Source organism: Nocardia sp. No.11, from assembly GCF_038752175.1.
Lineage (GTDB): Bacteria > Actinomycetota > Actinomycetes > Mycobacteriales > Mycobacteriaceae > Nocardia > Nocardia canadensis.
This window is the reverse complement of record NZ_JBCGFB010000084.1, coordinates 1-26,740: the sequence shown is the minus strand read 5'-3', so window position 1 is coordinate 26,740 and position 26,740 is coordinate 1. Positions and strand designations below refer to the sequence as shown.

The 26,740-nt window shown below is 70.2% G+C and carries 23 protein-coding genes and 1 pseudogene; 14 read left to right on the top strand and 10 right to left on the bottom strand.

The genetic code is table 11. The annotated features are described in order from the left end of the window. Together V8688_RS22285 and V8688_RS22280 are read right to left on the bottom strand one after the other, a co-directional pair. On the bottom strand, nt 1–1,230 hold a 1,230-nt coding region (locus V8688_RS22285; protein ID WP_342801616.1), incomplete at its 3' end, for an ATP-binding protein. 236 nt (nt 1,231–1,466) lie between these two features. Further along, nucleotides 1,467–3,191 carry a GMC family oxidoreductase gene (locus V8688_RS22280; protein ID WP_342801615.1) on the bottom strand — a complete coding sequence of 575 codons (1,725 nt, stop codon included), beginning with the start codon at nt 3,189–3,191 and terminating at the stop codon, nt 1,467–1,469. Between the two features lie 182 nt (nt 3,192–3,373). Between V8688_RS22280 and V8688_RS22275 the strand changes: the two genes are divergently transcribed. Beyond that, nucleotides 3,374–4,075, top strand: coding sequence for a TetR family transcriptional regulator (locus V8688_RS22275; RefSeq protein ID WP_218717874.1), 702 nt, complete (start codon nt 3,374–3,376; stop codon nt 4,073–4,075). Here V8688_RS22275 and V8688_RS22270 read toward each other — a convergent pair. Continuing rightward, nucleotides 4,051–4,677 carry a TetR/AcrR family transcriptional regulator gene (locus tag V8688_RS22270; protein ID WP_218717873.1) on the bottom strand — a complete coding sequence of 209 codons (627 nt, stop codon included), beginning with the start codon at nt 4,675–4,677 and terminating at the stop codon, nt 4,051–4,053. The two genes, V8688_RS22275 and V8688_RS22270, sit on opposite strands and share 25 nt — an antisense overlap. Before the next feature lie 107 nt (nt 4,678–4,784). Between V8688_RS22270 and V8688_RS22265 the strand changes: the two genes are divergently transcribed. Then, a complete protein-coding gene (locus V8688_RS22265) occupies nt 4,785–6,707 on the top strand; it encodes an acyl-CoA dehydrogenase family protein (RefSeq protein ID WP_342801617.1) in 1,923 nt (640 codons plus the stop codon). Nucleotides 6,708–6,831: 124 nt separating this feature from the next. Here the strand turns inward: V8688_RS22265 and V8688_RS22260 are convergent, their stop codons facing one another. The 4 genes from V8688_RS22260 to V8688_RS22245 form a co-directional block, all read right to left on the bottom strand. Further along, nucleotides 6,832–8,061, bottom strand: a complete 1,230-nt coding sequence (locus V8688_RS22260) for a sensor domain-containing diguanylate cyclase (protein ID WP_218717871.1) — start codon at nt 8,059–8,061, stop codon at nt 6,832–6,834. 214 nt (nt 8,062–8,275) lie between these two features. Further along, entirely contained in the window at nt 8,276–9,688 is a 1,413-nt protein-coding gene (locus tag V8688_RS22255; protein ID WP_218717870.1) for an NAD(P)/FAD-dependent oxidoreductase, read from the bottom strand. 14 nt (nt 9,689–9,702) lie between these two features. Further along, the gene (locus tag V8688_RS22250; RefSeq protein WP_342801614.1) at nt 9,703–11,514 is read right to left on the bottom strand and encodes a DUF3556 domain-containing protein; all 1,812 of its coding nucleotides are present in this window, start codon (nt 11,512–11,514) and stop codon (nt 9,703–9,705) included. 90 nt (nt 11,515–11,604) lie between these two features. After that, nucleotides 11,605–13,047 carry an AMP-binding protein gene (locus V8688_RS22245; protein WP_218717868.1) on the bottom strand — a complete coding sequence of 481 codons (1,443 nt, stop codon included), beginning with the start codon at nt 13,045–13,047 and terminating at the stop codon, nt 11,605–11,607. A gap of 160 nt (nt 13,048–13,207) precedes the next feature. On the opposite strand from V8688_RS22245, the gene V8688_RS22240 reads away from it, so the two are divergent. From V8688_RS22240 to V8688_RS22230, 3 genes are all read left to right on the top strand, one after another. Further along, nucleotides 13,208–14,428, top strand: coding sequence for a PucR family transcriptional regulator (locus V8688_RS22240; RefSeq protein WP_218717867.1), 1,221 nt, complete (start codon nt 13,208–13,210; stop codon nt 14,426–14,428). A 223-nt stretch (nt 14,429–14,651) separates the two neighbouring features. After that, the gene (locus V8688_RS22235) at nt 14,652–15,227 is read left to right on the top strand and encodes a hypothetical protein (protein ID WP_342801613.1); all 576 of its coding nucleotides are present in this window, start codon (nt 14,652–14,654) and stop codon (nt 15,225–15,227) included. An 81-nt stretch (nt 15,228–15,308) separates the two neighbouring features. Further along, nucleotides 15,309–16,139 (top strand): alpha/beta fold hydrolase, encoded by an 831-nt coding sequence (locus V8688_RS22230; protein WP_218717865.1) that lies wholly within the window; start codon nt 15,309–15,311, stop codon nt 16,137–16,139. A gap of 45 nt (nt 16,140–16,184) precedes the next feature. Here V8688_RS22230 and V8688_RS22225 read toward each other — a convergent pair whose 3' ends face one another. Beyond that, nucleotides 16,185–16,580, bottom strand: coding sequence for a nuclear transport factor 2 family protein (locus V8688_RS22225; RefSeq protein WP_218717864.1), 396 nt, complete (start codon nt 16,578–16,580; stop codon nt 16,185–16,187). Nucleotides 16,581–16,706: 126 nt separating this feature from the next. Here V8688_RS22225 and V8688_RS22220 point away from each other — a divergent pair, with 126 nt between their 5' ends. From V8688_RS22220 to V8688_RS22205, 4 genes are all read left to right on the top strand, one after another. Beyond that, entirely contained in the window at nt 16,707–17,309 is a 603-nt protein-coding gene (locus V8688_RS22220; protein WP_342801612.1) for a TetR/AcrR family transcriptional regulator, read from the top strand. Between the two features lie 39 nt (nt 17,310–17,348). Further along, nucleotides 17,349–18,224, top strand: a complete 876-nt coding sequence (locus V8688_RS22215) for a siderophore-interacting protein (RefSeq protein ID WP_342801611.1) — start codon at nt 17,349–17,351, stop codon at nt 18,222–18,224. A 100-nt stretch (nt 18,225–18,324) separates the two neighbouring features. After that, complete coding sequence (locus V8688_RS22210) at nt 18,325–18,786, top strand: MarR family transcriptional regulator (RefSeq protein WP_342801610.1); 462 nt, start codon at nt 18,325–18,327, stop codon at nt 18,784–18,786. Beyond that, nucleotides 18,783–19,160, top strand: coding sequence for a DUF5313 family protein (locus tag V8688_RS22205; RefSeq protein ID WP_218717861.1), 378 nt, complete (start codon nt 18,783–18,785; stop codon nt 19,158–19,160). The genes V8688_RS22210 and V8688_RS22205 overlap by 4 nt, the downstream gene beginning before the upstream one ends. Before the next feature lie 8 nt (nt 19,161–19,168). On the opposite strand, the gene V8688_RS22200 is transcribed toward V8688_RS22205, so the two are convergent. Beyond that, nucleotides 19,169–19,858 carry a TetR/AcrR family transcriptional regulator gene (locus tag V8688_RS22200; RefSeq protein WP_218717860.1) on the bottom strand — a complete coding sequence of 230 codons (690 nt, stop codon included), beginning with the start codon at nt 19,856–19,858 and terminating at the stop codon, nt 19,169–19,171. A gap of 205 nt (nt 19,859–20,063) precedes the next feature. Here V8688_RS22200 and V8688_RS22195 point away from each other — a divergent pair, with 205 nt between their 5' ends. The 4 genes and pseudogenes from V8688_RS22195 (at nt 20,064) to V8688_RS22180 (ending at nt 24,900) form a co-directional block, all read left to right on the top strand. Further along, nucleotides 20,064–21,005 (top strand): alpha/beta fold hydrolase, encoded by a 942-nt coding sequence (locus V8688_RS22195; protein WP_342801609.1) that lies wholly within the window; start codon nt 20,064–20,066, stop codon nt 21,003–21,005. A gap of 7 nt (nt 21,006–21,012) precedes the next feature. Then, nucleotides 21,013–22,761: pseudogene (locus V8688_RS22190) on the top strand (amidohydrolase family protein); the annotation flags it as partial. Nucleotides 22,762–23,002: 241 nt separating this feature from the next. Then, the gene (locus tag V8688_RS22185; RefSeq protein ID WP_342801608.1) at nt 23,003–23,797 is read left to right on the top strand and encodes a metal-dependent hydrolase; all 795 of its coding nucleotides are present in this window, start codon (nt 23,003–23,005) and stop codon (nt 23,795–23,797) included. Further along, nucleotides 23,794–24,900, top strand: coding sequence for a PDR/VanB family oxidoreductase (locus V8688_RS22180; protein ID WP_342801607.1), 1,107 nt, complete (start codon nt 23,794–23,796; stop codon nt 24,898–24,900). Before V8688_RS22185 ends, V8688_RS22180 begins: the two co-directional genes overlap by 4 nt. Here the strand turns inward: V8688_RS22180 and V8688_RS22175 are convergent. After that, nucleotides 24,862–25,449, bottom strand: coding sequence for a TetR/AcrR family transcriptional regulator (locus V8688_RS22175; protein WP_218717908.1), 588 nt, complete (start codon nt 25,447–25,449; stop codon nt 24,862–24,864). The two genes, V8688_RS22180 and V8688_RS22175, sit on opposite strands and share 39 nt — an antisense overlap. Nucleotides 25,450–25,609: 160 nt before the next feature. Between V8688_RS22175 and V8688_RS22170 the strand changes: the two genes are divergently transcribed. Beyond that, on the top strand, nt 25,610–26,740 hold a 1,131-nt coding region (locus tag V8688_RS22170; protein WP_342801606.1), incomplete at its 3' end, for a molybdopterin-dependent oxidoreductase.

Here is a 26,740-nt window from a genome sequence, read left to right as displayed (position 1 = left end):
GTCGGCGAGGTCGTCCGGCGCCGGCGCGGCGGGCAGTGCCGCCGTGGGCCGGTGCCTGCCGGTCGACTCGGCCTCGGCGGTGATCGCGACCTGCTCGCGCGCGACGGGTTCGGCCTCGATCGGGCGCGGCTCGGGCTCGGCGGCGACGAGCAGGGCCGCCGGGATGAAGACCATCGCCCGCGTGCCGCCGTAGATGTTCGGTCCGTCGACATAGGCCGCGAAGCCGTAGCGCCGCGCCAGCGCGGCGACGCCCGGGAACCCGACCCGGGGCGAGGGACCCAGCGAGTTGATGTCGACCACGCGCTCGCCGGAGAGCACCTGGCGCGCCTCCTCCATCTGCTCCTGGCTCATCCGCACGCCCGCGTCGTCGATGATCAGCGTGACGCCGTGGTGGCCCTCCTGGAAGGTGATGTCGACGAACGACGAGGGCGGCGAGTAGCGCAGCGCGTTGTCGAGCAGTGTGGCCACGGTGTGGACGAGCGGTTCGACGGCCCGGCTGACGATCACCTGATCGCAGTGGCCGGCCCGGATCCGCAGGTAGTCGCGCACGCGGCTGGTCGCGCCGCCGATCACCTCGTCGACGGTCTGCTGCGGCCAGCGCCTGCCGGGCAGGCCGCCGGAGACGATGACGTAGGACTGCGCCTGCCGGATCATCTGTTGCACGGTGTGGTCGATCCGGCTCAGGATCGCGTAGACCTCGTCGTTGCGGTTCTCCCGCAACGCGTTGCTGACCACCTGGCCGACATCGGCGCCGAGGCTGACCACGGTGGTGCCGAACGCGCGGACCGCGCTGTTGGTCGCGGCCCTGGCGTCGGCCGCCACCTGTGCCCGCGCCGCCGCCTCCGCCGCCTCGACCCGCGCCGTGGCACGCTCCTCGGCGGCCAGTTCCACGGCCGTGGTGGTGTCCTGGCGGAGCTGGCGCAGGTCGGCGGCATGGGTGACCGCAATCCTGGCCAGCTTCTGCGCGAACGGGGAATCCTGGAGCAGCGCCGGGACTTCCGCGGTGACGACCGGATCGGTGTGCCGGCGGATCTCGTCGGTGATGCGCGGCAGGGTGAGCTCGGCCAGCCGCGTCATCGCCTCCTCGTGGGCGTAGAGCTCGCGTTCGGCCGCGTCCAAGCGGTGGCGGACACGGCGTTCGTTCCGCAGCGCCAGGACCGCGACCGTCACCGCTCCCAGGAGCACCAGAGTGGCAAGGCAGAACAAGAGCACCGCGATTGTCGGAGTCATCGGTTCCTTTGTCGTCACCGACCGAAGAGCCCATGTGGCCGGCATCCCGCCGGTCTCTCCGGCGAGCCGCGTCGCCGCTGCTCATTGTCCGAAGTGGTTGTACCGCTGCACCCTTCGAGACGAACAAGGGCGAACTCGGTTCCTGCCCGAGCTCGTTGCCCTGCGCTGTCCGGCGATCCCGGACACCCTAGCAGTGCCGTGTCGGACTATCGAAATGTGTTGCTGGGAGCTGCTATTCAGCGCGCCGGCCAGATCGGCAGGCGCAGCGCGGCAGCGGCAGTGGCGGGCACCACCGGACGAGCGGGCGCCACCGGGGCGATCCGCCGGTAGGGCACGCCCATCGGTGGGCGCGGGTCGGGCTCGCCGTTGTTGGGCCACAGCGACGCCGCGCGTTCGGCCTGCGCGGCGATCGTGAGCGAGGGATTGACACCGAGATTGGCCGAGATGGCCGACCCGTCGACGATGCTCAGCGTGGGATAACCGTGCACGCGGTGGAACGGATCGATGACACCGGTGTCCGCGTCCGTTCCGATCACACAGCCGCCGAGGAAATGCGCCGTGACCGGAACGCCGAACACGTCGGGCCAGGTGCTGCCCGCGGTCGCGCCGAGTTTGTCGGCGACCCGGCGGGTGGCCTCGTGGCCGGCCGGAATCCAGGACGGATTCGGTTCGCCGTAGCCCTGTTTGGAGGTGAAGCGGCGGCCGAACAGGCCGCGCCGGGTGTAGGTGGTGATCGAGTTGTCCAGGCTCTGCATCACCAGCAGGATCAGCGTGCGCTCACTCCATCGGCCGGTGCGCAGCAGCCGCGGGGTCAGCACCGGATGCCGAGCGGCGGTGAGCAGGACCCGGGCCCACCGTGGCGTGCGGTGACCGCCGTCGACGAGATAGGTCTGCAGCAGCCCCATCGCGTTGGAGCCCTTGCCGTAGCGCACCGGCTCGACGTGGGTGTCCGGGGTCGGATGGAACGAGGAGGTGATCGCCACGCCCGCGGTGAGATCGCGCTCCGGGTCGATGGTGGTCCGGCCCGCGCCGAGGATGGCCTCGGAGTTGGTGCGGGTCAGCACCCCGAGCCGGTCCGACAGACCGGGCAGCACAGCTTTGTCGCGCATGCGGAACAGCAGGTTCTGGGTACCCCAGGTGCCGGCCGCCAGGACCACCTGCCGAGCCGACACGGTGGTGCGGTTCTTGCGGATCCACGCGCCGGTGCGGTGGGTGTCGACGCGCCAGCTGCCATCGGCCTGCGGCCGGATCGCTTCGACAGTGGTCAGCGGAAGTACCTGCGCGCCTGCCTGCTCCGCGAGCCCGAGATAGTTCTTGACCAGGGTGTTCTTCGCGCCGTGGCGGCAGCCGGTCATGCACTCGCCGCAGGCGACGCAGCCGGTGCGGGCGGGGCCGACCCCGCCGAAGTAGGGGTCGGCGACGGTGCGGCCCGGCTCGCCGAAATAGACGCCGACCGGCGTCGGCACGACGGTGTCGCCGACGCCCATCTCCTCGGCCACCTCCCGGATGACGGTGTCGGCGGGGGTGAGATGCGGATTGGTGACCACACCGAGCATCCGGCGGGCCTGGTCGTAGTGCGGGCTGAGTTCGGCGTCCCAGTCGGTGATGTCGGCCCACTGCCGGTCACCGAAGAACGCGGGTCCCGGCTTGTAGAGGGTGTTGGCGTAGTTGAGCGAACCGCCGCCGACTCCGGCGCCGGCCAGGATGAAACAGTCGCGCAGGCGGTGCACGCGCTGGATGCCGAAACAGCCGAGGCGCGGGGCCCACAGGTAGCGGCGCAGGTCCCAGTTCGTCGCGGCGAAGTCCGAGTCGGCGAACCGGCGGCCCGCCTCGACGATCCCGACCCGGTAGCCCTTCTCGACCAGTCGCAGCGCGGTGACGCTGCCGCCGAACCCGGAGCCGACGATCAGCACGTCGAAATCGAACCCGGCCTGGCTGCCGTCGGTGGTCTGTTCCAACACCGTCCAGACACTAGGGCGCGGGCTGTCGCGGGAGGGAAACGTCACAGGGAGTTGGACGAATTCACCATGGCGGCCCGGCCGATCTGTCACGTGGAACAGCCGGAGCGGCCGCCGTGCGGTGGACGGTTCTCCTATTCTGGGGAGCGCTTCAGGTCCCGGGCGTGAAATGTGGAGGTCAGTGAATGCCGCCCAAAGCAACCCGCCGGCGGAAGCAGCCGAGCCAGCCGCGCCGCCAGCCCTCCCAGGATCGCGCGAAAGAGACCCGGGATCACATTCTCGACACCGCCGCGGAATTGTTCGGCTCGCACGGTGTCGCGCAGACCTCGACCAATCGCATCGCGGCCGAAGCGGGGGTCAGCATCGGCACCCTGTACCGGTACTTCGCGGACCGCTCGGTCATCGTCGACGAGCTGCTCGATCGCCTGCTGGCCGATCTCGAACACGGCTTCACCGCCCGGGCTTTCGAATTCTCGGACTCGGTAAGCGAGGCCTCGGCCGAGTACTGCACGCGCGTGGTCGGTGAGATCCTCGGGATCTTCAGCGACATCCTCGTCGCGAATTCCGCGCTGCTGCGGGCCCTGATCGGCGGCGTGCAGTTCTACAGCACCGGACTGCCGCAGTTCGAACAGCGGCTGCGGCTGATCGTCAAGGTCGTGCTGATCCAGGGGCTCGGTCCCGCCGACGACGGCTACCTCGACACGGTGGCCTTCGTCTTCATCAACACCGGGTTCGCCGCCGTCGTGCGCGCCGCCGCGGTCGAGGTCACCGCGGCGGAGCGGGCCGACGCCATCGCGATGACCGCCCGTATGATGGGCACCTGGCTGGCGGCCGAGGTCGCCGAGCGGGAACGGGCGGAGGCTCAGGCGGCGCGCATGGCCCGGTAGACGGCCGCGCCGACGAAGGCCCCGAGTTCGTCGGGCGCCCAGCCGGATCCGCTGGTGAACAGGGTCCGCACCGCGCCCTCGCCGGCCGAGACCCACAGCTCCACCAGGGCGGGCAGCTTGTGTTCGGCATCGACGGTGCCCCAGGCGTGCAGCGTCGGGCGCAGCAATTCGGTGCAGCGCGCGATCGCCAGGGTCCGGCCCCGGCCGAAGGACGCGGCGACCGCGGGATCGGGATTGCCGTACAGCAGTCGCCACGCGGCGGGCCTGCTCGCCACTTTGTGCAGCAGCGCGCGATAGCCCTCGACGAAGACCGTCTCGTCGGCGTCGGTCGCGCGCGGTGGCAGGACGTCGAGCACGCCGGAGACGAGGAAGGCCTCCTCGCGCTCGATCAGCGCGTCGATCAGCTGGACCCGATCCGGGAAGCAGGCGTAGACGACCGGCCTGGTCACGCCCATGTGCTCGGCGATCGCCCCCATGGTCACCGCGGCGATACCCTGCTCGGCTGCGATCGCCAGCGCGGCGTCGAGGACCTGGGGGCGCCGCCGCTCCGGACCCAGATGTGCCGCCCGTTCTCGCCGCCGCACGGCCGACTCGCTACCCATCGCACCACGATAGCAATCGCCGACAGCTTCCTACACATGTGTAGATAAATGCTACATTCATGAATGAAGCGTCCGACAACGCTGGACGCCCGCACGAGGAGCCGACGATGCCCCAGGTCCTGTTCAACCCGAAGAGCTGCGATTTCGCCCAGTTCGACCCGGAGACCCGCAGGCTGCTGCACGCGGTCGTCGACTGGTTCGAGGCCCGCGGCAAGGTCCGGCTGCTCCAGGACGACAAGGAACAGGTCTGGCCCGCGGACTTCGTGGACTTCGTCAAGCGCGAGCGCCTGTTCGCGACGTTCCTGACCCCGGCCGCCGAGGCCGACGGCGACCCGAACAAGCGCTGGGACACCGGCCGCAACGCCGTGCTCAGCCAGATCTTCGGCTTCTACGGCATGACCTACTGGTACGTCTGGCAGGTCACCATCCTGGGCCTCGGGCCGATCTGGCAGAGCGGCAACGCCGCGGCCAAGAAGAAGGCGGCCGCCCAGCTCGACTCCGGGGAGATCTTCGCCTTCGGGCTCTCGGAGAAGGAGCACGGCGCCGACGTGTACTCCACCGACATGATCGTCGACCCGCAGCCCGACGGGGGGTACTCGGCCACCGGCGCCAAGCACTACATCGGCAACGGCAACCTGGCTTCGATGGTCTCGGTGTTCGGCCGCCGGTCCGACAAGCCGATCATCGACAGCGCCGAGGCGCTGACCGCCAAGCCGACCGAAGCGGATTACGAGGGGTATCTGTTCTTCGTCGCCGACAGCCAGCACCCGGCCTACAAGCTGCGGCGCAACGTGGTCAACAGCCAGATCTACGTCGCGGCCTTCGAGCTGGACAACTACCCGGTCGCCGAGGCCGACATCCTGCATCGTGGTGAGGACGCCTTCCACGCGGCGATGAACACCGTCAACGTCGGCAAGTTCAACCTCGGCTTCGGCGCCATCGGCGCCTGTGAGCACTCCTTCTACGAGGCGATCGATCACGCCGAGAACCGGATCCTGTTCGGGCACAGGGTGACCGAGTTTCCGCAGGTGCGCTCGCTGATCGCCGACTCCTACGCGCGCATCGTCGCGATGAAGCTCTACAGCGAGCGTGCGATCGACTACATGCGCTCGGCCTCGCCGCAGGATCGTCGCTACCTGCTGTTCAACGCCATCGAGAAGATGTCGGTGACCCGGCAGGGGCAGCGCGTCATCGAGGATCTCGCCGACGTCATCGCCGCGCGCGGTTTCGAGAACGACATGTACTTCCCGGTCGCGATGACGGCCATGTTCGGCCTGCCGCGGCTCGAGGGCACCGTGCACGTGAACATGGCGCTGTCGCTGAAGTTCATGGCCAACTACATGTTCCACCCGGCCGACGCGGGACTGGCCGCGCTGCAATCGATTCCCGGCGCCGCGGTGGCTCCCGCCGGTGCCGCGCGGGCGGTGACCAACGCGCTGAGCTGGTCGAGCCGCAAGCTCGCGCCGCGACTCGGCGCGGTGGTGAAGCCGCTGCGCGCCGAATTCGCCAGTGCCGGCTACGCTCCGGTGCCGACCCGGCGCGACCCCGCCGACGACGAGTTCCTGTTCCGCCAGGGGCCGAGCAGTGGCCTCGGCCGGATCCGCTTCGCCGACTGGCGGCCGGTCTTCGAGGGCTTCCGCGACGTGCCGAACGTGGCGGTGTTCCTGGAGCAGGTGCGCGCGCTGCAGGGCCTGCTGGCCGCGGCGGGGCCGACGGCCGCGCAGCGCCAGGATGTCGACTTCCTGTTCGCCCTCGGCGAGTTGTTCACCGCGGTGCCCTACGCTCAGCTGATCTTGGAACAGGCGCGCATCGACGGCACCGACGCCTCGGTGCTCGACCAGATCTTCGACGGCTTCGTGCGCACCTTCTCCGCGAACGCGGTGACGCTGCACAACAAGCCCACCGCGACGCCCGCCCAGCAGCGCCGCGCGCTCGACCTGGTCCGTCGGCCCGTCGTCGACGACGCGCGCTTCGACCGGGTGCTCACCGAGGCCCGCTCGCTGGCCGGCGCCTACCGCATGAACCCCTAGCCGGGAGGCGTTTCCCGCGAACTCGAATTATGTTGCTGTGCAACATTATTGATAGTGTTCGTGTCGGTGGTGTGGCCGACGGATCCCGCAGACCCGTTGCGCCGCACCACCTCTGGGGGATCGATCAGGAACCGGTGCCGACCGGATCCCAGTGCCGCAGGATCCAGCGGTTCTTGCCGAGTGCCTTGGCCGCGTAGAGGCAGTTGTCGGCGGCGGTCAGCAGGTCGCGGGGCTCGGCGCCGGCGATCCGCGCGAAGATCGCGCCGAGGCTGATGGTGATCTGGATCTCGTGCTCGGCGACCACGAAGGGTTCGTCGACGGCGGCGTGGAGCAGATCGACGGTGCGCTGGATGCGTGCCTCGTCGGCCGGGGGTGGCAGCACCGCGATGAACTCGTCGCCACCGATACGCGCGAGCACATCGGTCTCGGGATCGAGGCAGGCCTGCATGCGCGCGGCGACCTCGATGAGCAGGCTGTCGCCGACGGTGTGCCCGAAGGCGTCGTTGATCTCCTTGAAGCCGTCCATGTCCAGCGCGCACACCGCGGCGATGTCGTCCGGCGCCGCCTCGGTGATCAGGGTGTCGAGCTGGGCGAGCAGATGCCTGCGGTTGGCCAGGGCGGTGAGTGGGTCGTGGTGGGCCTGCCAGTGCAGGCGTTCGGTGGTGGTACGCCGCTCGGTGGTGTCCTCGCCGAAGCCGAGCAGGTAGCTGCCGCCGGAGGCGGAGACGCACCGGGTGACCGTCCAGTTCGCCCAGCCTTCGCTACCGTCGGGGCGCACGTATTCGCCTTCGATCCGGATGGTGCCGGTCTCGGAGCGTTCGAGTTCGCCGTGGACGCGCTCCCTGGCCTGGTGCACCTCCTCCTCGGCCAGATCGAAGCCCGAGGTGCCCTGGAGCTCGGCCAGGGTCTTGCCGGTCAGCCGCTCGAAGGCGGGATTGGCGTTGATGATGTTGCCGTAGGCGTCGCCGATGGAGATGGCGATGGACGCGTGCCGGAACGCCGCCTCCAGCCCCTCGGTAGCGGGCGTGGCCGCCTGCGCCAGTGCCCGCGCGAAGCCCTGCCCGAATCCACCCGCGAGGGTGCCGAACGCCGCCGTATCGGCGCCGGTCGCCTCGGTCATGGCCTGCAGGATCGGCATCGACCGGGCGATGGCCACCGGATCGGCGCAGCCGAGGTCGTGCACGGCGGCTCCGGCCCGCTCGGCGACGGCGGGATCGGGACGCCCGGTGGCGAGGGCGGCCAGCAGTCGATCGGTCCAGGCCGCGAGCTCGGCCACGAGCCGCTCCGGGGGCGCGGTGTCGTCGGCGGCGGCGAGTAGCTGCGCGGCCCAGCGCGCGGCGAATGCGCGGGACATGTCGGCTGACCACCTCCTGACCGAGTGGGATCGGCAACCAGCTATGGGCTGGCAACCGAACCTACCACCTGCGGAAACGGTCGACGCCAGGGTTGCCGAACTCCAGGTCGATCGTCCGACAAGGAAGGCTCCGCGGACTGGGCCGACCACTCGTCGGCGGTGGGGGCCTGCGCCGCCGCCGGCGTGCCCGGAGGCCGATCGGAGTGCCGCGCGGTCAGCGGAGGCGGCGCAGTGCCCGCTCGGCCGCGTTGGCGCCACACATGCCGTGCGCGCCCGGCCCCGGTGGGGTCGCCGCCGAGCACAGGTAGTGGCCGGGGAGACCGATGTCGTACGGCTGCAGTGTTTTTCGTGGGCCGAAGACCAGCTGGGAGATGTCCTTGGCGCCGGTCATGATGTTGCCGCCGACGTAGTTGGGGTTGTAGTCGGCGAACTCCGTGGTGGTGCGGGTGGTGGAGCCGACCACCCGGTCGCGGAAACCGGGGGCGAAGCGTTCGAGCTGGGCGATGATCGCCTCGGTGGCGTCGCCGGTGTAGCCGCGGGGGACGTGGGCGTAGGTCCACACCGGGTGGACCGAGCCCACCGACCGCTGCGGATCGGCGAGGTACTGCTGGCCGACCAGGACGAACGGGCGTTGCGGCATCCGGCCCGCGTGGATGTCGCGCTCGCCCGCCGCGATCTCGGCGAACGAGCCCCCGAGATGCACGGTGCCCGCCCGGCGGGCCGCCTCGACCGTCCACGGGACGCCGCCCTCGACGGCGAAGTCGACCTTGAAAGCGCCGGGGCCGTACCGGAATCGACGATAGGCGCGGGCGACCCGGACGGGCAGCCGGTCGCCGAGGATCTCGGCGACCGCGGTCGGCGCGACATCCCAGACGGTGATGTCGGAGGCGGGCAGGTCGGCGGCCGACCGCACCCGCACCCCGGTCTCGACCTTGCCGCCGTGATCGGCCAGGACGGCCACCATGCCGTCGGCGATCCGCTGTGAGCCGCCGACGGCCACCGCCCAGCCGTAGCGGTGTCCCGCGGTCAGAATGCCGAGCCCGATACTCGCGCTCAGCGGCCGTTCTAGCGGATGGAACGCGTGCGCGGCGACACCGCCGAACAGGGCCCGCCCGGGTTCGGTGCGGAAGGCCCGCGCCAGCACGGACGCGGGCGCCGTCGCGGGAATGCCGAAGCGCGCCAGCCGGAACGGATGCCGGGGGAGCCGCAGCAGCGGCCGCATGATGTCGGCGCCGGTCTCGTCGTAGCCGGCGACCGTCCGCTCGAACAGGGCGCGCCACAGCCGTTCGTCGGCGCCGAGACCGGCGGCGGTCTCGGTGACCGACCGGTGCAGGACCCCGGCGCTGCCGTCGTCGAGCGGATGTACGCAGTCGAGGTCGGCCCACGCCCAGCGCAGACCGTATCGCTCGAGATCGATCCGCCGCAGGAACGGCGACCCCACGGCCATCGGGTGGATGGCCGAGCAGTGGTCGTGCAGCAGACCGGGCACGATCGCCTCGCTCGAGCGGGTACCGCCACCGATCGTGTCCGCCGCCTCGAGCACCGTCACCGCCACCCCGGCCATGGCCAGGGTGATGGCCGCGGCCAACCCGTTGGGGCCGCTACCGACCACTGTCGCCGTCGTCATCGACTCGTCCTCTCCTACTCGGCCGACTGGGCCGCGGTGTCGTGCTGCGGGGTGATCGTGCCGGTGACGTCTTCGCGTCGCCAGGTCACCCGGTGCGGGATGGGGCCGTCCGGCAGCCACGGCAGCGCGGCCACCGCGTCGGCGACCTCCCAGGTACCGCGCTCGAGCACGCCGAGCGCGGCGTCGACCACCATGTACTGCTGGGTGCCGCGGTGGATCGGCTGCGACTCCACCCACACCACGATCCATTCTCCCGGTGCGAACCCGACCCGGGCTTGCACCGCGTCGATCAGATCGAGGTTGTGCAGGTGACCGTCGCCGAAATTGAAGCCGATCAGCGAGTTACAGGCGAACTCGGCCTCGCGCACCGTCCAGCTGTCCAGCGCGGGAACGTGCTTGTACAGCAGCGAGAACAGGCCGCGGCCCTGACTGTGCATCGACCGCCAGGCGATGGTCTGCTGCATGGTGATCTCGGCGACCTCCGGCGGGTAGCCCATGGCCAGCAGTTGGTCGATCTGGTTGTCGGCGGGCCGGTGCGCGATGGTGTTGAGCTTCGCCTCCGCGCCGGGGGAGAAGGCCCACAGCGCCGAGGCCCAGTTGCCCGCGTACTGGCGCATGGACGGCAGGAACGACACCAGATCCGGGCGCAGATTGCCCAGCACCGGGAATAACGCGAGACCCGCCGCGATCGCCACCGTCAGCCACGGCGAGGACATGTCGAACACGCCGTAGCCCGCCGAGTTCGGGAAGCCGAGGAACAGGAACACGGTCAGGTAGGCGAACAGGATGTTCCACTCCAGCGGCACCGCCAGCGGGAAGGTCGAGGTGATGAACAGGTGGAAGATCACCATCATCGCGACGCCGGCCAGGTTCAGCCAGTGGTTGGTGGTGAACAGCAGCACGATCGGGGTGACCACCTCGACGGTGGTGCCGCCGACGTGGGCCATGAACGAGGCCAGCCCCGACGGGCGGATGTCGTGCGGGAAGTCGCGGTAGTGCGCGCGCTTGATCGACCGGAACGGCATCGACGGGCTGTTGGACACCATCGGCGGCACCACATTGGTGAAGTGCTTGCCGAATTTGGACACCCCGGCGCCGACCCACACGATCACGATCAGCAGCTTCGCCGCGATGATCATGTCGGTGAACGGCAGCACCGCGAAGAACAGCAGCGCGGGCAGGTACTGCTCGCCCCGGGCCGCCAGGAAGATCGTCTTGTCGCGCAGGCCGCACAGCACGTACAGCACGATCGGCGCGATCAGCAGGGCGGGCCGCACCAGCCCGGACGTGTTGTCCGGCAGGGCTTCCAGCAGTGACGCGGTGGTCTTGCCCGGTGCCAGCAGCGCGACCAGCAGGGACGCGAGGAAGCCGAGATAGAGACCCACGTCGAGCAGGGTGCGGGAGTTGCCGTCGGTGAACGGCACCCGATGCCACGGCCGCAGCCTGATGCTGCCGCGCCGGGCGAAATACAGCGCGCCGCCGGTCATCGGCTTGAACTTGCCCGCCAGCGGCCCCCAGGAACCGGCGACACCGATCGCCTCGAGCAGCACCGTCCACAGGACCAGCTTCTGGTAGACGATCGGCTGGTTCCACCACTGCGCGATATCCCAGAACGGCCCGGTGCCCGACGTCGCGGTCGCCACCAGGACGCCGCCGAGCATGTAGAGCACCAGCAATTTCATGATGTAGATGGTGTGGATCATCTTCGGCGTGCCGAAGCCGTATTCGGCCCAGTGCAACGCCAGCGTCCGAACACGTTCGCGCAATGGCAGATCCAGAAATGTCTCGGTATCCACCGGCGGGAAATCTCCCGTCTTGAAGCCCATGGCGCTGTTCCTTTCCTTCTGCTCGCGGGCGCGGCGGACCGCGACCGAAAGTCCGACTTTCGTTCGAATCGAATTGCGGCGCAGTGGCGCTCAGCCGCGCGTGGCGAGTATCCGCAGCTGCTTCTTGTCGATCTTGCCGACCGGATTACGCGGCATCTCGGCCGTGAGCACGATCGCGGCGGGCACCTTGAACGCGGCCAGCTCCGCCCGGCAGTGCTCGGTGAGCTCCTCGGCGGTGACGGTGGCCCGCGGCGCGGCCACCACATGGGCGACCGGCACCTCGCCGAGCACGGGGTCGGGCACCCCGACGACCGCGGCCTCGTGGACCGCCGGGTGCCGGTAGAGGGCGTTCTCGATCTCCTTGGGGTACAGGTTCTCGCCGCCGCGGATGATCATGTCCTTGATCCGGTCGACCAGGACCAGGTAACCGTCGGCGTCGAAGTAGCCGACATCGCCGGTGCGCAGCCACCCGTCCACGACGGTGGCCGCGGTCTCGGCGGGCTTGCCGAGATAGCCCCGCATGACATTCGGCCCGCGGACGACGACCTCACCGGGTTCGCCGGGTGCCGACAGCGCGCCCTCGGGATCCATGATCGCCACCGTCTGACCGGGCAGCGGGAGACCGACCGTGCCCGGTTTGCGCTGTCCCACCACCGGATTCAGGGTGGACGCGCAGGTGCCCTCGGACAGGCCGTAGCCCTCGACGATCGGCACGCCGTAGCGCCGCTGGAAGCGATCGATGAGCTCGGCCGGCATGGGTGCCGCGCCGCAGATCGCCAGCCGCAGTGAGGACGTGTCGGGGTGCTCGCCGTCGGGCTGGGCCACCAGCATCGCGTAGATCGCGGGCACCGCCGAGAAATAGGTGGGCCGGATCCGGGCGACGGTGTCGACGAACCCGGACGCGGAGAACCGGCCCGCGATGGTGGTGCGTCCGCCCGCCAGCAGCGGCGACAGCACGCTGACCACGATGCCGTTGACGTGGAACAGCGGCAGGATCAGCAGGCTGTGGTCGGTCGCGTCCAGGCCGAGCGCGCCGATGATCATCGTGCACATGGCGGCGAGGTTCTCGTGACCGAGCAGCACGCCCTTGGGCCTGCCGGTGGTGCCGCTGGTGTAGATGATCAACGCCAGGCTGTTGATGGGCGCCGCGACGGCGACCGGGCCCGCGGACCGGGCGAGGTCGGCGACATCGAGGGTGATACCCGCCCGCCCGGGCTCGCCGATCACGACCTCGGCGCCCGAATCCTGGATCTGGTACCGGATGTCGTCATCGGTGAGCCCGGGATTGACGGGCGTGACCGCGGCGCCGAGCCGCCAGGCGGCGAACAGGATCACCACGAGTTCCACCCGGTTGGGCAGCACGACGGCGACGACGTCGTCGGCCCGCACACCCGCCCGGTGCAGCACCGACGCGGCGGCCTCGACCCGCGCGTGGAACTGCGCGTTCGACAGGCTGGTCGCGTCGTCGGCCACGGCGTGTCCGTGCGGATCGGTGGTGGCTCTGACCTCGGGCAATTCGGCGATGTGTCGCATGATTCCTCACCGTGACGGATGTGATCTGGATTACATGTCCCAAGGTAGGGGCCGGATCCGGCGCCGCCTACGGGCCCGCGGCCCAGCATTGCGGCGCGGTGTTGTGCCACGAGCACAAACAGCGCCGTCCGGTGGGCCGCCGGGGGTACTGTCTGCGGCCATGGCCGACGACAACGATCCCCTCGTCCGTGCGGTGGCGGGCCGGATCAAGGCGGACCTGGACCGGCTGGCGCCGACGATGACCTCGATGTTCGTCGAGGTCATCCCGGAATTCCGGCACGACGACGAGGTGCGCAGGCTGATGGTGGCCAGCACCGAGTCCAACCTCGCCGCGATCCTGGACATGCTCACCCTGGCCATCGGCCTCGACGACATCACCGTGCCGCCCGCCGCCGCCGAATACGCGCGCCGCTTCGCCCAGCACGACCTGTCGCTGGAAGCGCTGCTGCGCGCCTACCGGCTCGGCGAGCACATGTTCGTGCAGTGGACGATGACCCTGCTGACCGAACTGAACCCGCCCACCGACGTCGCCCTGGCCACCGCCGCCCGCATCGCCGACCTCGTCAACGGCTACATCGATCAGGTGATCGAGGGCCTGATCGACATCTACGAGAGCGAACGCCGTCGCTGGGACGCGCGCACCGATGCCGCCCGCGCCGCTCAGGTCCGCGCGGTGCTCGACGCCGACGATCTGGATGTGGCCTCGGCCGAGCAGATGCTGGGCGTCTCGCTGCGTGGCTGGCAGCAGTTCGCGGTGCTGTGGACCCCGCCGGGCACGCGTGACCCCGGCGCGGTCCTGCGCGCGGGGACCGCGCTGGTGGCCGCCGCCACCGGCAAGACCCCGATGACCGTCGAGGTCGACGACTACAGCCGGTGGGTCTGGATCTCCTCGGCGGGCAAGCCGGTGCTCGACACCGAGGGCCTGGTCCGCGATCTGCGCGCGCACCCGAACCTGTCGGTGGCCCTGGGTGATCCGGCCACCGGCCTGGAGGGCTTCCGCCAGACCTGCCGGGACGCGCAGCGGGCCCGCACCGTCGCGTTGGCCACCCGCACGCACGGGCTCACCGGATACGCCGACGTGGCGCTGTCGGCACTGTTCACCGACCGCGTGCCCGCGGTGCAGGAGTGGGCGAGCCGGGTGCTGGGCGGACTGATGGCCGAGGACGAGGCGGCCGCGCGGCTGCGCGAGACGGTCCGGGCGTTCCTCGACGCGCGCGGCAGCTACACCGACGCCGCGGCCCGGCTGCACGTGCACAAGAACACCGTGCACTACCGGGTGCGCAAAGCCGAAGAGCTGCTGGGGCATCCGCTCGCCGAGCGCAGGCTAGACATCGAGGTGGCGCTGCGCGCCTGCGCGCAGCTGGGCCTGCCGAAGCCGTAATTCCGGCGTGGTCCGCTGTGAATGCCCACAGCGTTGCACCGAACCGTGTGCGGTCCGGGACGAGGGCACCGATGGTGGAGCCCTGGGAAGGTGATTCCCGGATCGATCGACGCACTACTGGGGAATCGCAATGAACGCACCGGAGAATCATCGGAACAGAGCCGCGCAGGAATGCAGGCCGAGGCCCTCGCGCCGGAATATCGACCCCTATATTCGGTCCGAAGTGGCCCGAATTCACGAGAATTGGCTCGGCGGCGCCGAATTCACGGCCTCCGCCCGCGCTGCCCGCATCGATGCCGAGGCCGCCGAACTCACCGGCCGCGTGGCCGTCGCCGAAGCCCGCATCCTCGACGATCTGCGCGCCGACTGGCGTGCCGTCCACGGCAGTGGGCTACCGTCACCGCGCACCGTCGCCGCCCTGCGGAACACCGCGCGCGAGGACGCCCGCCACGCCGTGCTGTGCGAGTACCTCTATCCGCGGGTGTCGCCCGAGGCGATCGCGGAGCGGCACCGCGTCGAGTACCTCGCGGCCGACCGCCGCCTCAATGCCGCGGTCCACACCGACCTGCACCGGTGGCGGCGGCGCCCCGTGCACCCGACGCCCTCGACCCGCGCGATCGTGGCCAGGACCTGGGGCACGGTCCGATCCGGGGAGTTCCTCGCCCTGGCGCACGCCCTCGTCCAGACGCGCGTGGAGGACGGGCTGCCGCTGCCGGCGACCCCGCTGGACCCGTTGACCGAACAGCTCACCGAGGCCATCCGTGATCAATTGGTGTCCGACGGCCTGCTGCCGGTCTGAGAGTTCGCCCGAATCGGCCGTCTGCCTCGAGTTACCGTGACCACACCACGACGATGTGGTGTGGGGAAGGAGGCATCGCGGATGCCACGTCTCGATATCGGTGGAACCTCGATCGCCTATGACGTGGCGGGATCGGGTCCGGCGATCGTCTTCCTGCACAATCTCGGCGGCGATCGCACCATCTGGCGGGCGCAGTACGAGGCCTTGCGGTCCTCGCACCGGGTCGTCGCGATCGACCTGATCGGCTACGGCGCATCGGACGCCCCCGACGACGGCTACACCCTGGAGAACTACCTCGCCATGGTCGAGGCGGTCTTCGCCGCACTGGATCTGCGCGAGGTCACGCTGGTCGGGCACTGCTTCGGCAGCGCGCTGTCGCTGCTGTTCACCCAGGCGCGTCCGGACCTGGTGCGGTCGCTGGTGCTCAGCAGCCCGCTGACCCCGGCCACGGTGAAACCGACCAGGACCGGCTGGGCGGCGCTGGTGGGCAAGCACGTACGCCTGGACTCGCTGCTGTCGATGGTGCGCATCCCCGGCCCGATCGCCGGGCTGATCGTGGCCGAGCAACTCGGCGCGGGCGGCGCGCACACCGACGAGACCGCCCGGCATCTGCGGTCGAGCTGGACCGAGCCGCGCAGGCTGATGGTGACCGCCGCGATCGCCCGGGAGATCCCGCGCCTGGCCATCCTCGACGAGTTCGTCCCGCCGCCGGACTTCCCGCCGATCACCACCGTCTGGGGCGCGCGCAACCGGGTACTCTCGGCCCCCGCGGGCGCGCGGCTGAACACGACGCTGCGGCCGGTGCGCGACATCGTCGTCGACGACGCCGGGCACCTGGTCATGGTGGAAGCCCCCGAAACCGTCACCGCCGCGGTGCTTTCGGCGATCGAGCACGCGAACCAGCAGCACTGACGAGTGTCGCCGGCGGGGCGGACCCACCGGCGAATACCCCGTGGCTCAGGAGATCTCGGCGGGCGCGGCCAGGGCGGCCTGCATGGCGACCCCGTCCACGTAGGTGTGCTTCTCCTTCACCGCGCCGTCCTCGACCAGCACCATGTCCGCGATGTCCACGTCGACGGTGCCGCCGGTGACGGAGGTGCCGGACAGCTTCCAGCGCACCACCCAGAAGTCGTCGCCGACCCGGAGATCGACCTGGGTGAACGTCAGATCGGGAACCAGGGCGAAGGTTTGTGCCGCGGCGGTGCGGATCTCGGCCCGCCCGTGCGCAGGCGCGCCGCCGGAATGCAGGTGGAAGATCGAATCGGTCGTGTGCAGGGCGACGATGCGATCGGGGTCGCGGTCGGCCCAGCAGGCGTGATAGCGCTCGAACAGATCCTTGGTGGCATCGGACATGGTGGCCGGCCCCTTCTAAGATACAAACAGGATGACTGTATGTTCCCGGACGATGGATGACCGGTCAAGGGGCGAAGGGCCTCGATCGGCCGCGGCCGTCGTGCTGCCCTAGACTTCGACGTCGCCATGAACCCTGATCGCCGTACCCAAGCCGAGCGCTCGGCCGCCACGCGCGCCGCGGTGATCCGTGCCGGGCGAGAATTGTTCGGGCAGTACGGTTATGGCGCGGTCAGCACCATCGCGGTCGCCGAGGCCGCCGGGGTCAGTCGTGGCGCGCTGTATCACCAGTTCGCCGAGAAGAAGGATCTGTTCGAAGCGGTCTTCGAGGATCTCGAACGCAGCCTGGTCGAGGTGATCGCCGGCGCGGTCGCCGCGGCGCGCGAAGCGGATCCGATCGCGAGCCTGATCGTCGGCTGCCTGGCGTGGTTGCAGGCCTCGACCACCTCCGAGGTGCAGCGGATCGCGCTGCTGGACGCGCCCGCGGTGCTCGGGTGGAGCCGGTGGCGCGAGATCGAGTTGCGGCACACGATCGGGCTGGTGGAGAACGCGCTGGCCGGGGCGATGGCCGCCGGGCGGATCCGCGAGCAGCCGGTGCGGCCGCTGGCGCTGGTGGTGGTGGGTGCGCTGGACGAGGCGGCGCAGTACCTCGCGAATTCCGGCGACGCGGAGGACATGACGGCCGTTCGTGGGGTCATCGAGCAGCTCATCTCGGGGCTCGCGATCGACTAGGGAGTGCCCGGTTGCCATTTGATAGGTTAGCCTTGCCTAATGGCAATCGAGACTGTGTCCCGTCCGACCATGGTCTACGCGCCGCTGCGGGTGTGCCGCACGGTGCGGCTGACCCCGCGCATGGTGCGCATCACCCTCCGCTGTGCGCATCCGGCCGCGCTCGGCGACACCGGGCCGGATCAGTACACGAAGCTGTTCTTCCCGCTGCCCGGCCAGTCGCGCCCCGTCGTGCCGCCGCCGCTGGACGACTCCGGCAGCGTGATGAGTTGGTATCAGCGGTATCTCGCCATGCCCGACGAGATCCGCCCGCCGATGCGCACCTACACCATCCGGGCGCAACGACCCGAGATCGGTGAGCTGGACATCGATTTCGCGCTGCACGCCGAGCACGCCGGCCCCGCCTCCGACTGGGCGTCGACCGCGGCGCCCGGCGACGAGATCGGGCTGCTGTGCCCGCCGCACGCGCTTTACGCTCCGCCGCCGGATCCCGCCTGGCAGTTGCTGATCGGTGACGAGACCGCGATTCCGGCCATCGGCGCGATAGTCGAACGCCTCGACGTCGCGGCGTCGGTGCGCGCGTTCATCGAGGTCGCCGGACCGACCGACGAGCAGCGGTTCGACACGCGCGGTGACGTGCGCGTCCAGTGGGTGCATCGCGGCGATCGCCCGCACGGCGCGGCCTTGGTGGACGCGGTGTGCTCCGCCGAGCTTCCGGCGGCGGTGCCCTACGCGTGGATCTCCGGCGAGGCCGAGCTGGTGAAGCTCGCTCGGCGCAACCTCGTGCGCGACCGTGGTTTCGATAAGCGCGCGATCACCTTCACCGGCTACTGGCGCCAGGGTCGTACCGAGGAGGACAACGGCCGCGAGAAGGTCCGTCGCGCCGCCGCCGGGGAGCCGCTCGTCGACGAGGACTGACCAGCAGCGCCCTCGGCCGCACGGTCTGTGACGCCACTAATAGTTATTGCACTAACTATTAGTGGCACAATAGTGTGTGGACGAAGGAAGGCGGTGGACCATGCAGGAGCTCGACGACCCGTTGCGGCTCGACCGGCAGGTGTGTTTCGCCCTGGCGGTGGCCAACCGATCGGTGCTGGCGGTCTACCGGCCGCTGCTCGAACCGCTCGGCCTGACCCATCCGCAGTACTTGGTGATGCTGGCCCTGTGGGGCGAGGCGCCGATGTCGGTCAAGGCGGTCGCCGAGGCGATCCAGCTCGACTCGGCGACGCTGTCGCCGCTGCTCAAGCGGCTCGAGTCGGCCGGTCTCATCACTCGCCGCCGTGATCCGCACGACGAGCGGACGCTGCACATCGATCTCACCGACGCGGGTCGTGACCTGCGTCGGCAGGCCGAACAGATCCCGCCCGCCGTCGTCGACCGGCTGAGCGTGAGTCTGGCCGATCTGGAAGAATTGCGCGATGTCCTCGGCCGGGTCAACGCGGCCGCGCGACGCGCATCGGACGTGAGGGAGCACCAATGACCGCCTCGACCCCCAATCTCTGGCAGCGCGTGCGCTACGTCACCGGCGGCACCCTGCCGCCCTCGATGTCGGACTGGGTCCTGGCCGACCTGACCGGTCCCGGCGCCACCCGCCGCTACCTGATGCGCTTCCTGCTGCCCGTCCTGCCGATCCTGTGCCTGTTCCTGCTGGTCCCGGGCCCGCTCTGGATGGGGCTGTCGATGATGGCCCTGCTCTATCTGCCGCTGGTCTACTTCACCGTCGCCCTGGTCTATGTCTACCGGCGTCACCGTCTGGTCAGCCACGGCTTCGATCCGGAACTGGCCGACGAGGCCGAACGCCGCCGCGCCGACGCCGAGCGCGCCGCCTACGAGAGCCGCCACCAGCGCGGCTGAGCGCGGCATCAAGCCTGGGGGAGACCCTGGGAGATCGCGGCGAGGGTTTCGACGACGGGCTGATCTGGGTCGACGGTGACGCCCTTGCCGCGCAGAAAGCCGTCCAGGAGCTGACAGACCGAGTCGGTGCTGCGCTCGATGAATTCCTGGGTGGCGGTGGGATCCGGGGTGCCCGGTACGTCGAGCCACAGGTCGGTGACCGCGACGAGGAAGCCGACGATGCCACGGGCCAGGTGATCGACGCCGTCGGTGTCCAGCCCGACCGCGGCGAAGAGCGTTCTGGTGCGTTCGGCGAGGTCGCCGGACAGCCGCCTGCCCACGTCGAGCGGGCGGGCCGAGCCGTCGCCGGGCGGGATGCTCTGGGTGATCGCGACGTAGCGGAACACGTTCGGGTGGGTGAGCACGACCTCGGTGGCGGCGGTCAGGAACTGGTGCACGGTCGCCCTGCGGGTCTGCATCATCAGTGACAGATCCGGCGCCACCGCCCGGTAGATCTGGTCGACCAGCCAGTCCGCGACCGCCCGGTCCAGGTCGGACTTGTCGGTGAACATCCGGTACAGCCGTGGCTTCGCGACGCCCACTTCGGCCGCGATCGCCCCCATGGTCACCTGCGCGCCGTCGCGGCCGATGGCGCGGATCGCCCCGCGGACGACATCGTCGCGCGAGAGGATCCGCGCGGCCGAACGCCCCGATGTCATCGACATGTCCTTTGTTCTCTCCGCGTCGCCCGATGCCGTATCGGCAGCATACCGGCAGTTCCAGCCGCGCCGACCCCGCCGCGATCACAGCCGTCCTTGACAGGACCGCCGCCCGCCCTGGAAACTCACCGACGGTACCGGCGGTACCGTGAAAGAGAACCCGGAGTACATCGTGCAGTGGCGCACGCGTCCAGAAGGAATTCCCATGGCGGCTCACCTCGACCATCAGCCCAGTGTCCGACCCGAACCACGGCGACAGCATCGGGTCGGCAACGGTGACATCGAACTCGCCGTCTTCGAGTACGGACCGCCCGACGGTGTACCCGTGGTACTGGTGCACGGCTGGCCGGACACCCACCACCTGTGGGACGGCGTGATCGCGCTGCTGGCGGACCGATACCGCGTGCTCGCTTACGACACTCGCGGGTACGGCGAGTCCAGCGCGCCGCGCGCGGTGTCGGCGTATCGCCTCGACCGGCTCGCGACCGACTTCTTCGCCGTCGTCGATCAGCTCAGCCCGGAACAGCCGGTGCACGTCGTCGCGCACGACTGGGGCTCGGTCCAGGTCTGGGAGGCGGTGTGCGAGCACGGCGCCGACGAATTCGTCGCCTCGTTCACCTCGATCTCCGGCCCCAATCTCGACCATCTCGGCAAATTCCTGCGGGCGCCGCTGCGCACGCCGACCCCGCGCGCGGCGTGGAACACGCTGGCTCAGGGCCTGTCCTCGGCCTACACCGGGTTCTTCATGCTGCCGGTGCTGCCCGGCCTGTTCTTCCGGGTCGCCGGCTCGGCGCGGATGTGGCGGCTGTTCCTGCGCCTGGTCGAGGGCATCCGGCCCGAGCAGGTCACCGTGGCCGCGACCCTGCGCCGCGACATGGTCTCGGGCCTGCGCTTCTACAAGGCCAACATCCTGCCCCGGATGTTCTCCCCGCGCGACCGCCGCACCGCGGTGCCCGTGCAGCTGATCGTCAACACCCGCGATATCGCCGTGCGCCCGGCCGGCTACGACGGCTACGAGGACTGGGCCGACGAACTGATCCGCCACGACCTGCCGCGCGGCCACTGGCTGCCCTTCGCCGACCCCGGCGCGATCGCGGACTACGCGGACAAGTTCATCACGGCGCACTCGATCGACACCGGAAAGTAGTTCTCCCATGACCGATTTCGATCTCGTCATCACCGGCGGCACCTGGTTCGACGGCACCGGAGCGCCCGCGCGACGGCGCCACCTCGGCATCACCGGCGGTGTGGTGCGGCGGGTGTCGGCCGAGCCGCTGCCCGTCGGCCCCGGCACCGAGGTGATCGACGCCGACGGCAAATGGGTCCTGCCCGGCTTCGTCGACGTGCACACCCACTACGACGCCGAGGTGCTGATCAAGCCGGAACTGTCGGAGTCGCTGCGCCACGGTGTCACCACCGTCGTCATCGGCAACTGCTCGCTGTCGACGGTGCTGGCCTCCAACACCGACTGCGCCGACATCTTCAGCCGGGTCGAGGCCGTGCCGCGCGATGCGGTCTACGACACCCTCGACCGCGTCCGGACCTGGTCGGGTCCGGCCGAATACGCCAAGGCGATCGACGAACTGCCGCTCGGGCCGAATATCGCGGCGTTCCTGGGGCATTCGGATCTGCGCACCCATGTGCTCGGGCTCGGTCGCGCCGTCACCCGCGACACCGAACCGACCGCCGCCGAGATCGAGCGGATGCAGGAACTGCTCGGCGAGGCGATCGCGGCGGGCTTCCTCGGTCTGTCGTCGATGTCGAACCCGCTCGACAAGATCGACGGCGACGAGTACCGCTCGCGCTCGCTGCCCTCGACCTACGCGCGCGGCAAGGAGGTGCGCGCGCTCAATCGGGTGCTGCGCCGCCACCGCCGCATCCTGCAGAGCGCGCCGACGGTGAGCCTGCGCCCGAACATCGCCAAGTTCTTCCTGGCCAGCGCGGGAATCGGCCGTCGCCCGCTGCGTACCTCGCTGCTCTCGGCCGCCGACTCCAAGGCCTATCCGCCGCTGGTGTGGTTCATGCTCACGGTCGCGCCGCTGCTGAACCGCTTCGCACGCACCGACTTCCGCTGGCAGCACCTGCCGGTGCCGTTCACGGTGTACGCCGACGGCATCGATCTGGTGGTCTTCGAGGAGTTCGGCGCCGGCGCGGCCGCGCTGCACCTGAAGGACCAGGTCGAGCGCAACGCGCTGCTGCGCGAGGAGTCCTACCGGCGCTGGTTCCGCCGCCAGTACGACAACAAGTTCACCCCGCGTATCTGGCACCGCGACTTCTTCGACGCCGAGATCATCGCCTGCCCCGACGCCTCGGTAGTCGGCAAGTCGATCGGCCGGGTCGGCAAGGACCGTGGGCTGCATCCGGTCGACGCCTACCTCGACCTGGTCGTCGAACACGGCTCGGCGCTGCGCTGGCGCACCACCATCGCCAACGACCGGCCCGGCTACCTGAACAAGCTCGCCGCCAGCAGCGGCGTGCAGATGGGCTTCGGCGACGCGGGCGCGCACCTGCGCAACATGGCCTTCTACAACTATCCGCTGCGCCTGCTCGAACGCGTGCTGCGCGCGCAGGAAGCGGGCACGCCGTTCCTGAGTGTGGAGCGGGCCGTGCACCGGCTCACCGGTGAACTGGCCGACTGGTTCCGCATCGATGCCGGTCACCTGCGCGAAGGCGACCGCGCCGACCTGCTCGTCCTCGATCCCGCCGGTCTCGACGCCCGGGTGCACGAGCTGCACGAGGCGCCGCTGCCGGAATTCGGGCTGGACCGCATGGTCAACCGCAACGACGACGCCGTCGTGGCCACCGTCGTCGGCGGCAAGCGGGTGTTCGCGCGCGGCGCGCTCGCCGACGGGCTCGGCACCGCCTGGGGCACCGGCAGTTTCCTGCGCGCCGGCGCCGCTGCCCGCACCGCGTCCGCGGAGGANTCGTCGGCGGCAAGCGGGTGTTCGCGCGCGGCGCGCTCGCCGACGGGCTCGGCACCGCCTGGGGCACCGGCAGTTTCCTGCGCGCCGGCGCCGCTGCCCGCACCGCGTCCGCGGAGGAGTCCCGATGAAGTTGTCTCGCCGCCGCCGGACCCCGGCCGCGCACGTCGCGCTGCACGCGCGCGACGTGCGGTTCGACTGGACCGACACCGCCCTGCGGTGGATGCCGGACGAACCGGTCGCCTCGCACGTCGTCAACTCGCTGAATCTGCTGCTGCCCGAAGGGGAGCGGATGTTCTGCGCGGCCTACACCGAGGCGCTGCCGTATGTGAAGGACGCCAAGCTGCGTGAGGACATGCTCGGCTTCATCGGCCAGGAGTCGATGCACGCCGAGACCCACCAGAAGGTGCTGGCCGGGGTGCTGGCCGCGCACGGCATCGACACCGCGCCGTATGTGCGGCAGATGGAATTCGTCTTCCGCAACACCCTCGGCGAACGGGACGCGGGCACCGCCGCGACCGAGGTGCGGATGGTGGAGCGGCTGACCTTCATCGCCAGCCTCGAGCACTTCTTCGCCTGGCTCGGCGACTGGATCCTCAACGCCGACTTGGAGAAACACCACGCCGATCCGCGCATGCTCGACCTGTTCCGCTGGCACGGCGCCGAAGAGGTCGAACACCGCAATGTCGCCCACGATGTGGCGATCTACTTCGGCGCGGGCTACCTGCGGCGCGCGGTGATGATGATGATCGTCATCCCGATCCTGCTCGTGCTGATCCTGCGCGGCACCCGCTACCTGATCAACCAGGACCCCGGCATGCCGAACATCGGCTATCCGATGCTGCTGTGGCGGATCCTCGGCGCGATGCGGCGCGGGGCGCTGCCGCGCCTGCGCGCGCTCGCGATCAGCGCGCTGTCGACGTTCAACCCGCGCTACTCGCCGAACACTGTCGGGTCGACCGAGCAGGCGATCGCGTATCTGGCCAAGTCGCCCGCGGCGAGGGCGGCACACCGGTGACCCGGCCCGACGTCCCCGCCACGCTGCCGCCGGACCTCTACGGCAAGCACGCCCACGATCCGACCACACGAGTGATCGACCGGATCGCCACCGCGAAGGTGGGCCTGTCGACGCTGATCAACCGGGGCAGGCTCGAATCCGGGGTGGACGACCGGCGCTTGCCGGTGCGGGTGACCGAGCGGACGATCGTCGCGGCCGACGCCGACGTGGTGAGCCTGCGCCTCGAGTCACCGTCGGGGCGCGCCCTGCCGCGCTGGCAGCCGGGCGCGCATATCGACCTGGAACTGCCCTCGGGACGCGTCCGGCAGTACTCGCTGTGTGGCGATCCGGCCGACCGGGGCGGCTACCGGATCGCGGTGCGCCGCATCCCCACCGGTGGTGGCGGGTCGATCGAGGTGCACGACGCGCTGCCGGTCGGCGCGGAACTGACGGTGCGTGGTCCGCGCAACGCCTTCCCGTTCGCCCCGCCCGGGCGCGGATCCACCGCGCGCCGACTGCATTTCGTGGCGGGCGGCATCGGCATCACCCCGATCCTGACCATGGCCAGGGCCGCCGACCGGCTCGGCGTGCCGTGGACGATGCTCTACTGCGGCCGCACCCGCGCGACCCTGCCGTTCCTCGACGAGATCGCCGAGTTCGGTGACCGTGTCACGGTGCGCACCGATGCCGAGCACGGCGTCCCCACCGCCGCGGAACTGCTCGCCGGCGTCGACGGCGACAGCGCGGTCTACTGCTGCGGACCGACCGTGATGACCGCGGCCCTGCTGAACGCGGTCAGACAGCGCGACGGCGTCGAATTCCATTCGGAGCGTTTCTCGCCCGCGCCCGTCGTGGACGGCAGGCCGTTCGCCGTGCGGCTGGCGGGCAGCGGCGAAGTCGTCGACGTGGGTGCCGAGGAGACCATGCTCGCCGCCCTTCTGCGCGCCCGGCCCGATCAGCCCTATTCCTGCCGTCAGGGCTTCTGCCGGACCTGCGTGGTCCGGGTGGTGGCCGGAGACCCCGACCATCGCGACACCGTGCTCACCGACGCCGAGCGCGCCGAGGGCAAGACTCTCGCGTGCGTATCACGGTGCGACGGGGGAACTCTCGTCCTCGACCTGTGAGAGCGCGTGGCCGGTGGCGGCGCCGAGCATGGTCTCGAGCTCGGCGACGACCTCGTCGAGCGGCTCGGTGGAGCGGTCGACCCGGCAGAGGATGACCGCGCCCTCCACGGCCGCGATCGCCATCGTGGCCAGGCGGCTCGCGCGCGCAGGCTCGACGCCGTCCGCGGCGAGGGCCGCGTCCAGCGCGCGATGCCAGCGGCGCAGGATCTCGGCGATCTCCGGGCGCAGATGCCGGTCGTCGGAGGAGCCGCCCACCGCCACGGAGACCACCGGGCAGCCCGCCTCGAAATCGGAGGCCGCCAGGATCGAGGTCCAGAACTCGCTGATGCTGCGCAGGGCCGTGCGCGATCCGCGCGCCGCCGCCTGATCGATGATCGTGCCGATCGTGTCACCGGCGAGCGCGAGCGACTCGGTCATGATCTGGGCCCGGCCGCCGGGGAAGTGGTGATACACCGACCCGCGCGGCGCGCCGCTGCGGGCCAGCACGGCATCGACGGTCACCCCGGCCGCACCGCGTTCACGCAGCAGTTCCACGGCGCTGTAGAGCATCTTCTGCCGGGTGTTGGTGCGGGCTCCCACGGGTGCGGTCTCCTTCGGCGATCTCGGGTCGGGCAACTGTCATGGTAAGCGCCCCACCGCTATGTTATGTTGCATAGCATACTACTCGGGTGTGACGGCGACCTCTGTCACCGCGGCGAAGGATGTCCCCATGGTGGAAACGCAGCCGAAGGCGACCGCGTGCGTCCTGTGTGAATGCAACTGCGGCATCACCGTCGAACTGGACGGGCGCAGGCTGACGAAGATCCGCGGCGACAAGACCCACCCGGCGTCGGCGGGCTACACCTGCGAGAAGGCGATGCGCCTCGACCTGTACCAGAACGGCCCCCATCGCCTGACCACCCCGCTGAAGCGGCAGGCCGACGGCAGCTACCGCGAGATCGATTGGGACACCGCGCTCGACGAGATCGCCGCGCGGCTGGCCGCACTGCGCGACGAGCACGGTGGCGACACGATCTTCTTCTACGGCGGCGGGGGACAGGGCAATCACCTGGGCTCGGCCAACGCGCTCGCGCTGCGGGGCGCGCTCGGGTCGGGGTATCACTCGAATGCGCTGGCGCAGGAGAAGACCGGCGAGATCTGGGTCGACGGACGTCTCTACGGCGGCCACACCAAAGGCGATTTCGAGCATGCCGAGGTGCTGGTCTTCGTCGGCAAGAATCCCTGGCAGTCGCACAGTTTCCCGCGGGCACGGCCGATCCTCAAGCAGGTCGCGGGCGACCCGGCGCGGTCGATGGTGGTGATCGACCCGCGGGTCAGCGAGACCGCCGCCATGGCCGACTTCCACCTGCGGGTGGCCCCCGGTCGTGATGCCTGGCTGATGGCGGCGCTGGTCGCGGTGATCATCCAGGAGGATCTGGTCGACGCCGAGTTCGTCGCCGCGCACACCGCCGGGTACGACGAGGTCCGGGCGGCGTTCCTGGACATCGACATTCCCGCCTTCGCCACCATCAGCGGCGTCGAGGTCGACCGGATCAGGGCCGCCGCCCGCCGGATCGCGACCGCGTCGAGCGTGTGCGTCTACGAGGATCTCGGCATCCAGCAGGCGCCCAACTCCACCCTGGTCTCCTACCTGAACAAGCTGCTGTGGATCGTCACCGGCAATTTCGGGCGGCCCGGGACGATGTTCCTGCACTCGTCGTTCGCGCTGCTGGCCGGCGGCTCGGGGACGCCGTCGGGCCCACGCAAGCCGCCGAGCGCGCTGGACAAGCTGCGCAAGAAGGCGACGGCCCGCGCGGTCACCGCGGTCGCGGCCACGGTCGGGACGACGCTGCCCGCGCTG

What these genes read in the sequence shown, in the direction of transcription:
- V8688_RS22215 (WP_342801611.1), top strand. Translation starts at nt 17,349, where the DNA reads ATGGCAATCGAGACTGTGTCCCGTCCGACCATGGTCTACGCGCCGCTG.
- V8688_RS22260 (WP_218717871.1), bottom strand. Translation starts at nt 8,061, where the DNA reads ATGTCCCGCGCATTCGCCGCGCGCTGGGCCGCGCAGCTACTCGCCGCC.
- V8688_RS22245 (WP_218717868.1), bottom strand. Translation starts at nt 13,047, where the DNA reads ATGCGACACATCGCCGAATTGCCCGAGGTCAGAGCCACCACCGATCCG.
- V8688_RS22230 (WP_218717865.1), top strand. Translation starts at nt 15,309, where the DNA reads ATGCCACGTCTCGATATCGGTGGAACCTCGATCGCCTATGACGTGGCG.
- V8688_RS22265 (WP_342801617.1), top strand. Translation starts at nt 4,785, where the DNA reads ATGCCCCAGGTCCTGTTCAACCCGAAGAGCTGCGATTTCGCCCAGTTC.
- V8688_RS22210 (WP_342801610.1), top strand. Translation starts at nt 18,325, where the DNA reads ATGCAGGAGCTCGACGACCCGTTGCGGCTCGACCGGCAGGTGTGTTTC.
- V8688_RS22200 (WP_218717860.1), bottom strand. Translation starts at nt 19,858, where the DNA reads ATGACATCGGGGCGTTCGGCCGCGCGGATCCTCTCGCGCGACGATGTC.
- V8688_RS22275 (WP_218717874.1), top strand. Translation starts at nt 3,374, where the DNA reads ATGCCGCCCAAAGCAACCCGCCGGCGGAAGCAGCCGAGCCAGCCGCGC.
- V8688_RS22195 (WP_342801609.1), top strand. Translation starts at nt 20,064, where the DNA reads ATGGCGGCTCACCTCGACCATCAGCCCAGTGTCCGACCCGAACCACGG.
- V8688_RS22240 (WP_218717867.1), top strand. Translation starts at nt 13,208, where the DNA reads ATGGCCGACGACAACGATCCCCTCGTCCGTGCGGTGGCGGGCCGGATC.
- V8688_RS22220 (WP_342801612.1), top strand. Translation starts at nt 16,707, where the DNA reads ATGAACCCTGATCGCCGTACCCAAGCCGAGCGCTCGGCCGCCACGCGC.
- V8688_RS22205 (WP_218717861.1), top strand. Translation starts at nt 18,783, where the DNA reads ATGACCGCCTCGACCCCCAATCTCTGGCAGCGCGTGCGCTACGTCACC.
- V8688_RS22255 (WP_218717870.1), bottom strand. Translation starts at nt 9,688, where the DNA reads ATGACGACGGCGACAGTGGTCGGTAGCGGCCCCAACGGGTTGGCCGCG.
- V8688_RS22185 (WP_342801608.1), top strand. Translation starts at nt 23,003, where the DNA reads ATGCCGGACGAACCGGTCGCCTCGCACGTCGTCAACTCGCTGAATCTG.
- V8688_RS22250 (WP_342801614.1), bottom strand. Translation starts at nt 11,514, where the DNA reads ATGGGCTTCAAGACGGGAGATTTCCCGCCGGTGGATACCGAGACATTT.
- V8688_RS22225 (WP_218717864.1), bottom strand. Translation starts at nt 16,580, where the DNA reads ATGTCCGATGCCACCAAGGATCTGTTCGAGCGCTATCACGCCTGCTGG.
- V8688_RS22175 (WP_218717908.1), bottom strand. Translation starts at nt 25,449, where the DNA reads ATGCTCTACAGCGCCGTGGAACTGCTGCGTGAACGCGGTGCGGCCGGG.
- V8688_RS22270 (WP_218717873.1), bottom strand. Translation starts at nt 4,677, where the DNA reads ATGGGTAGCGAGTCGGCCGTGCGGCGGCGAGAACGGGCGGCACATCTG.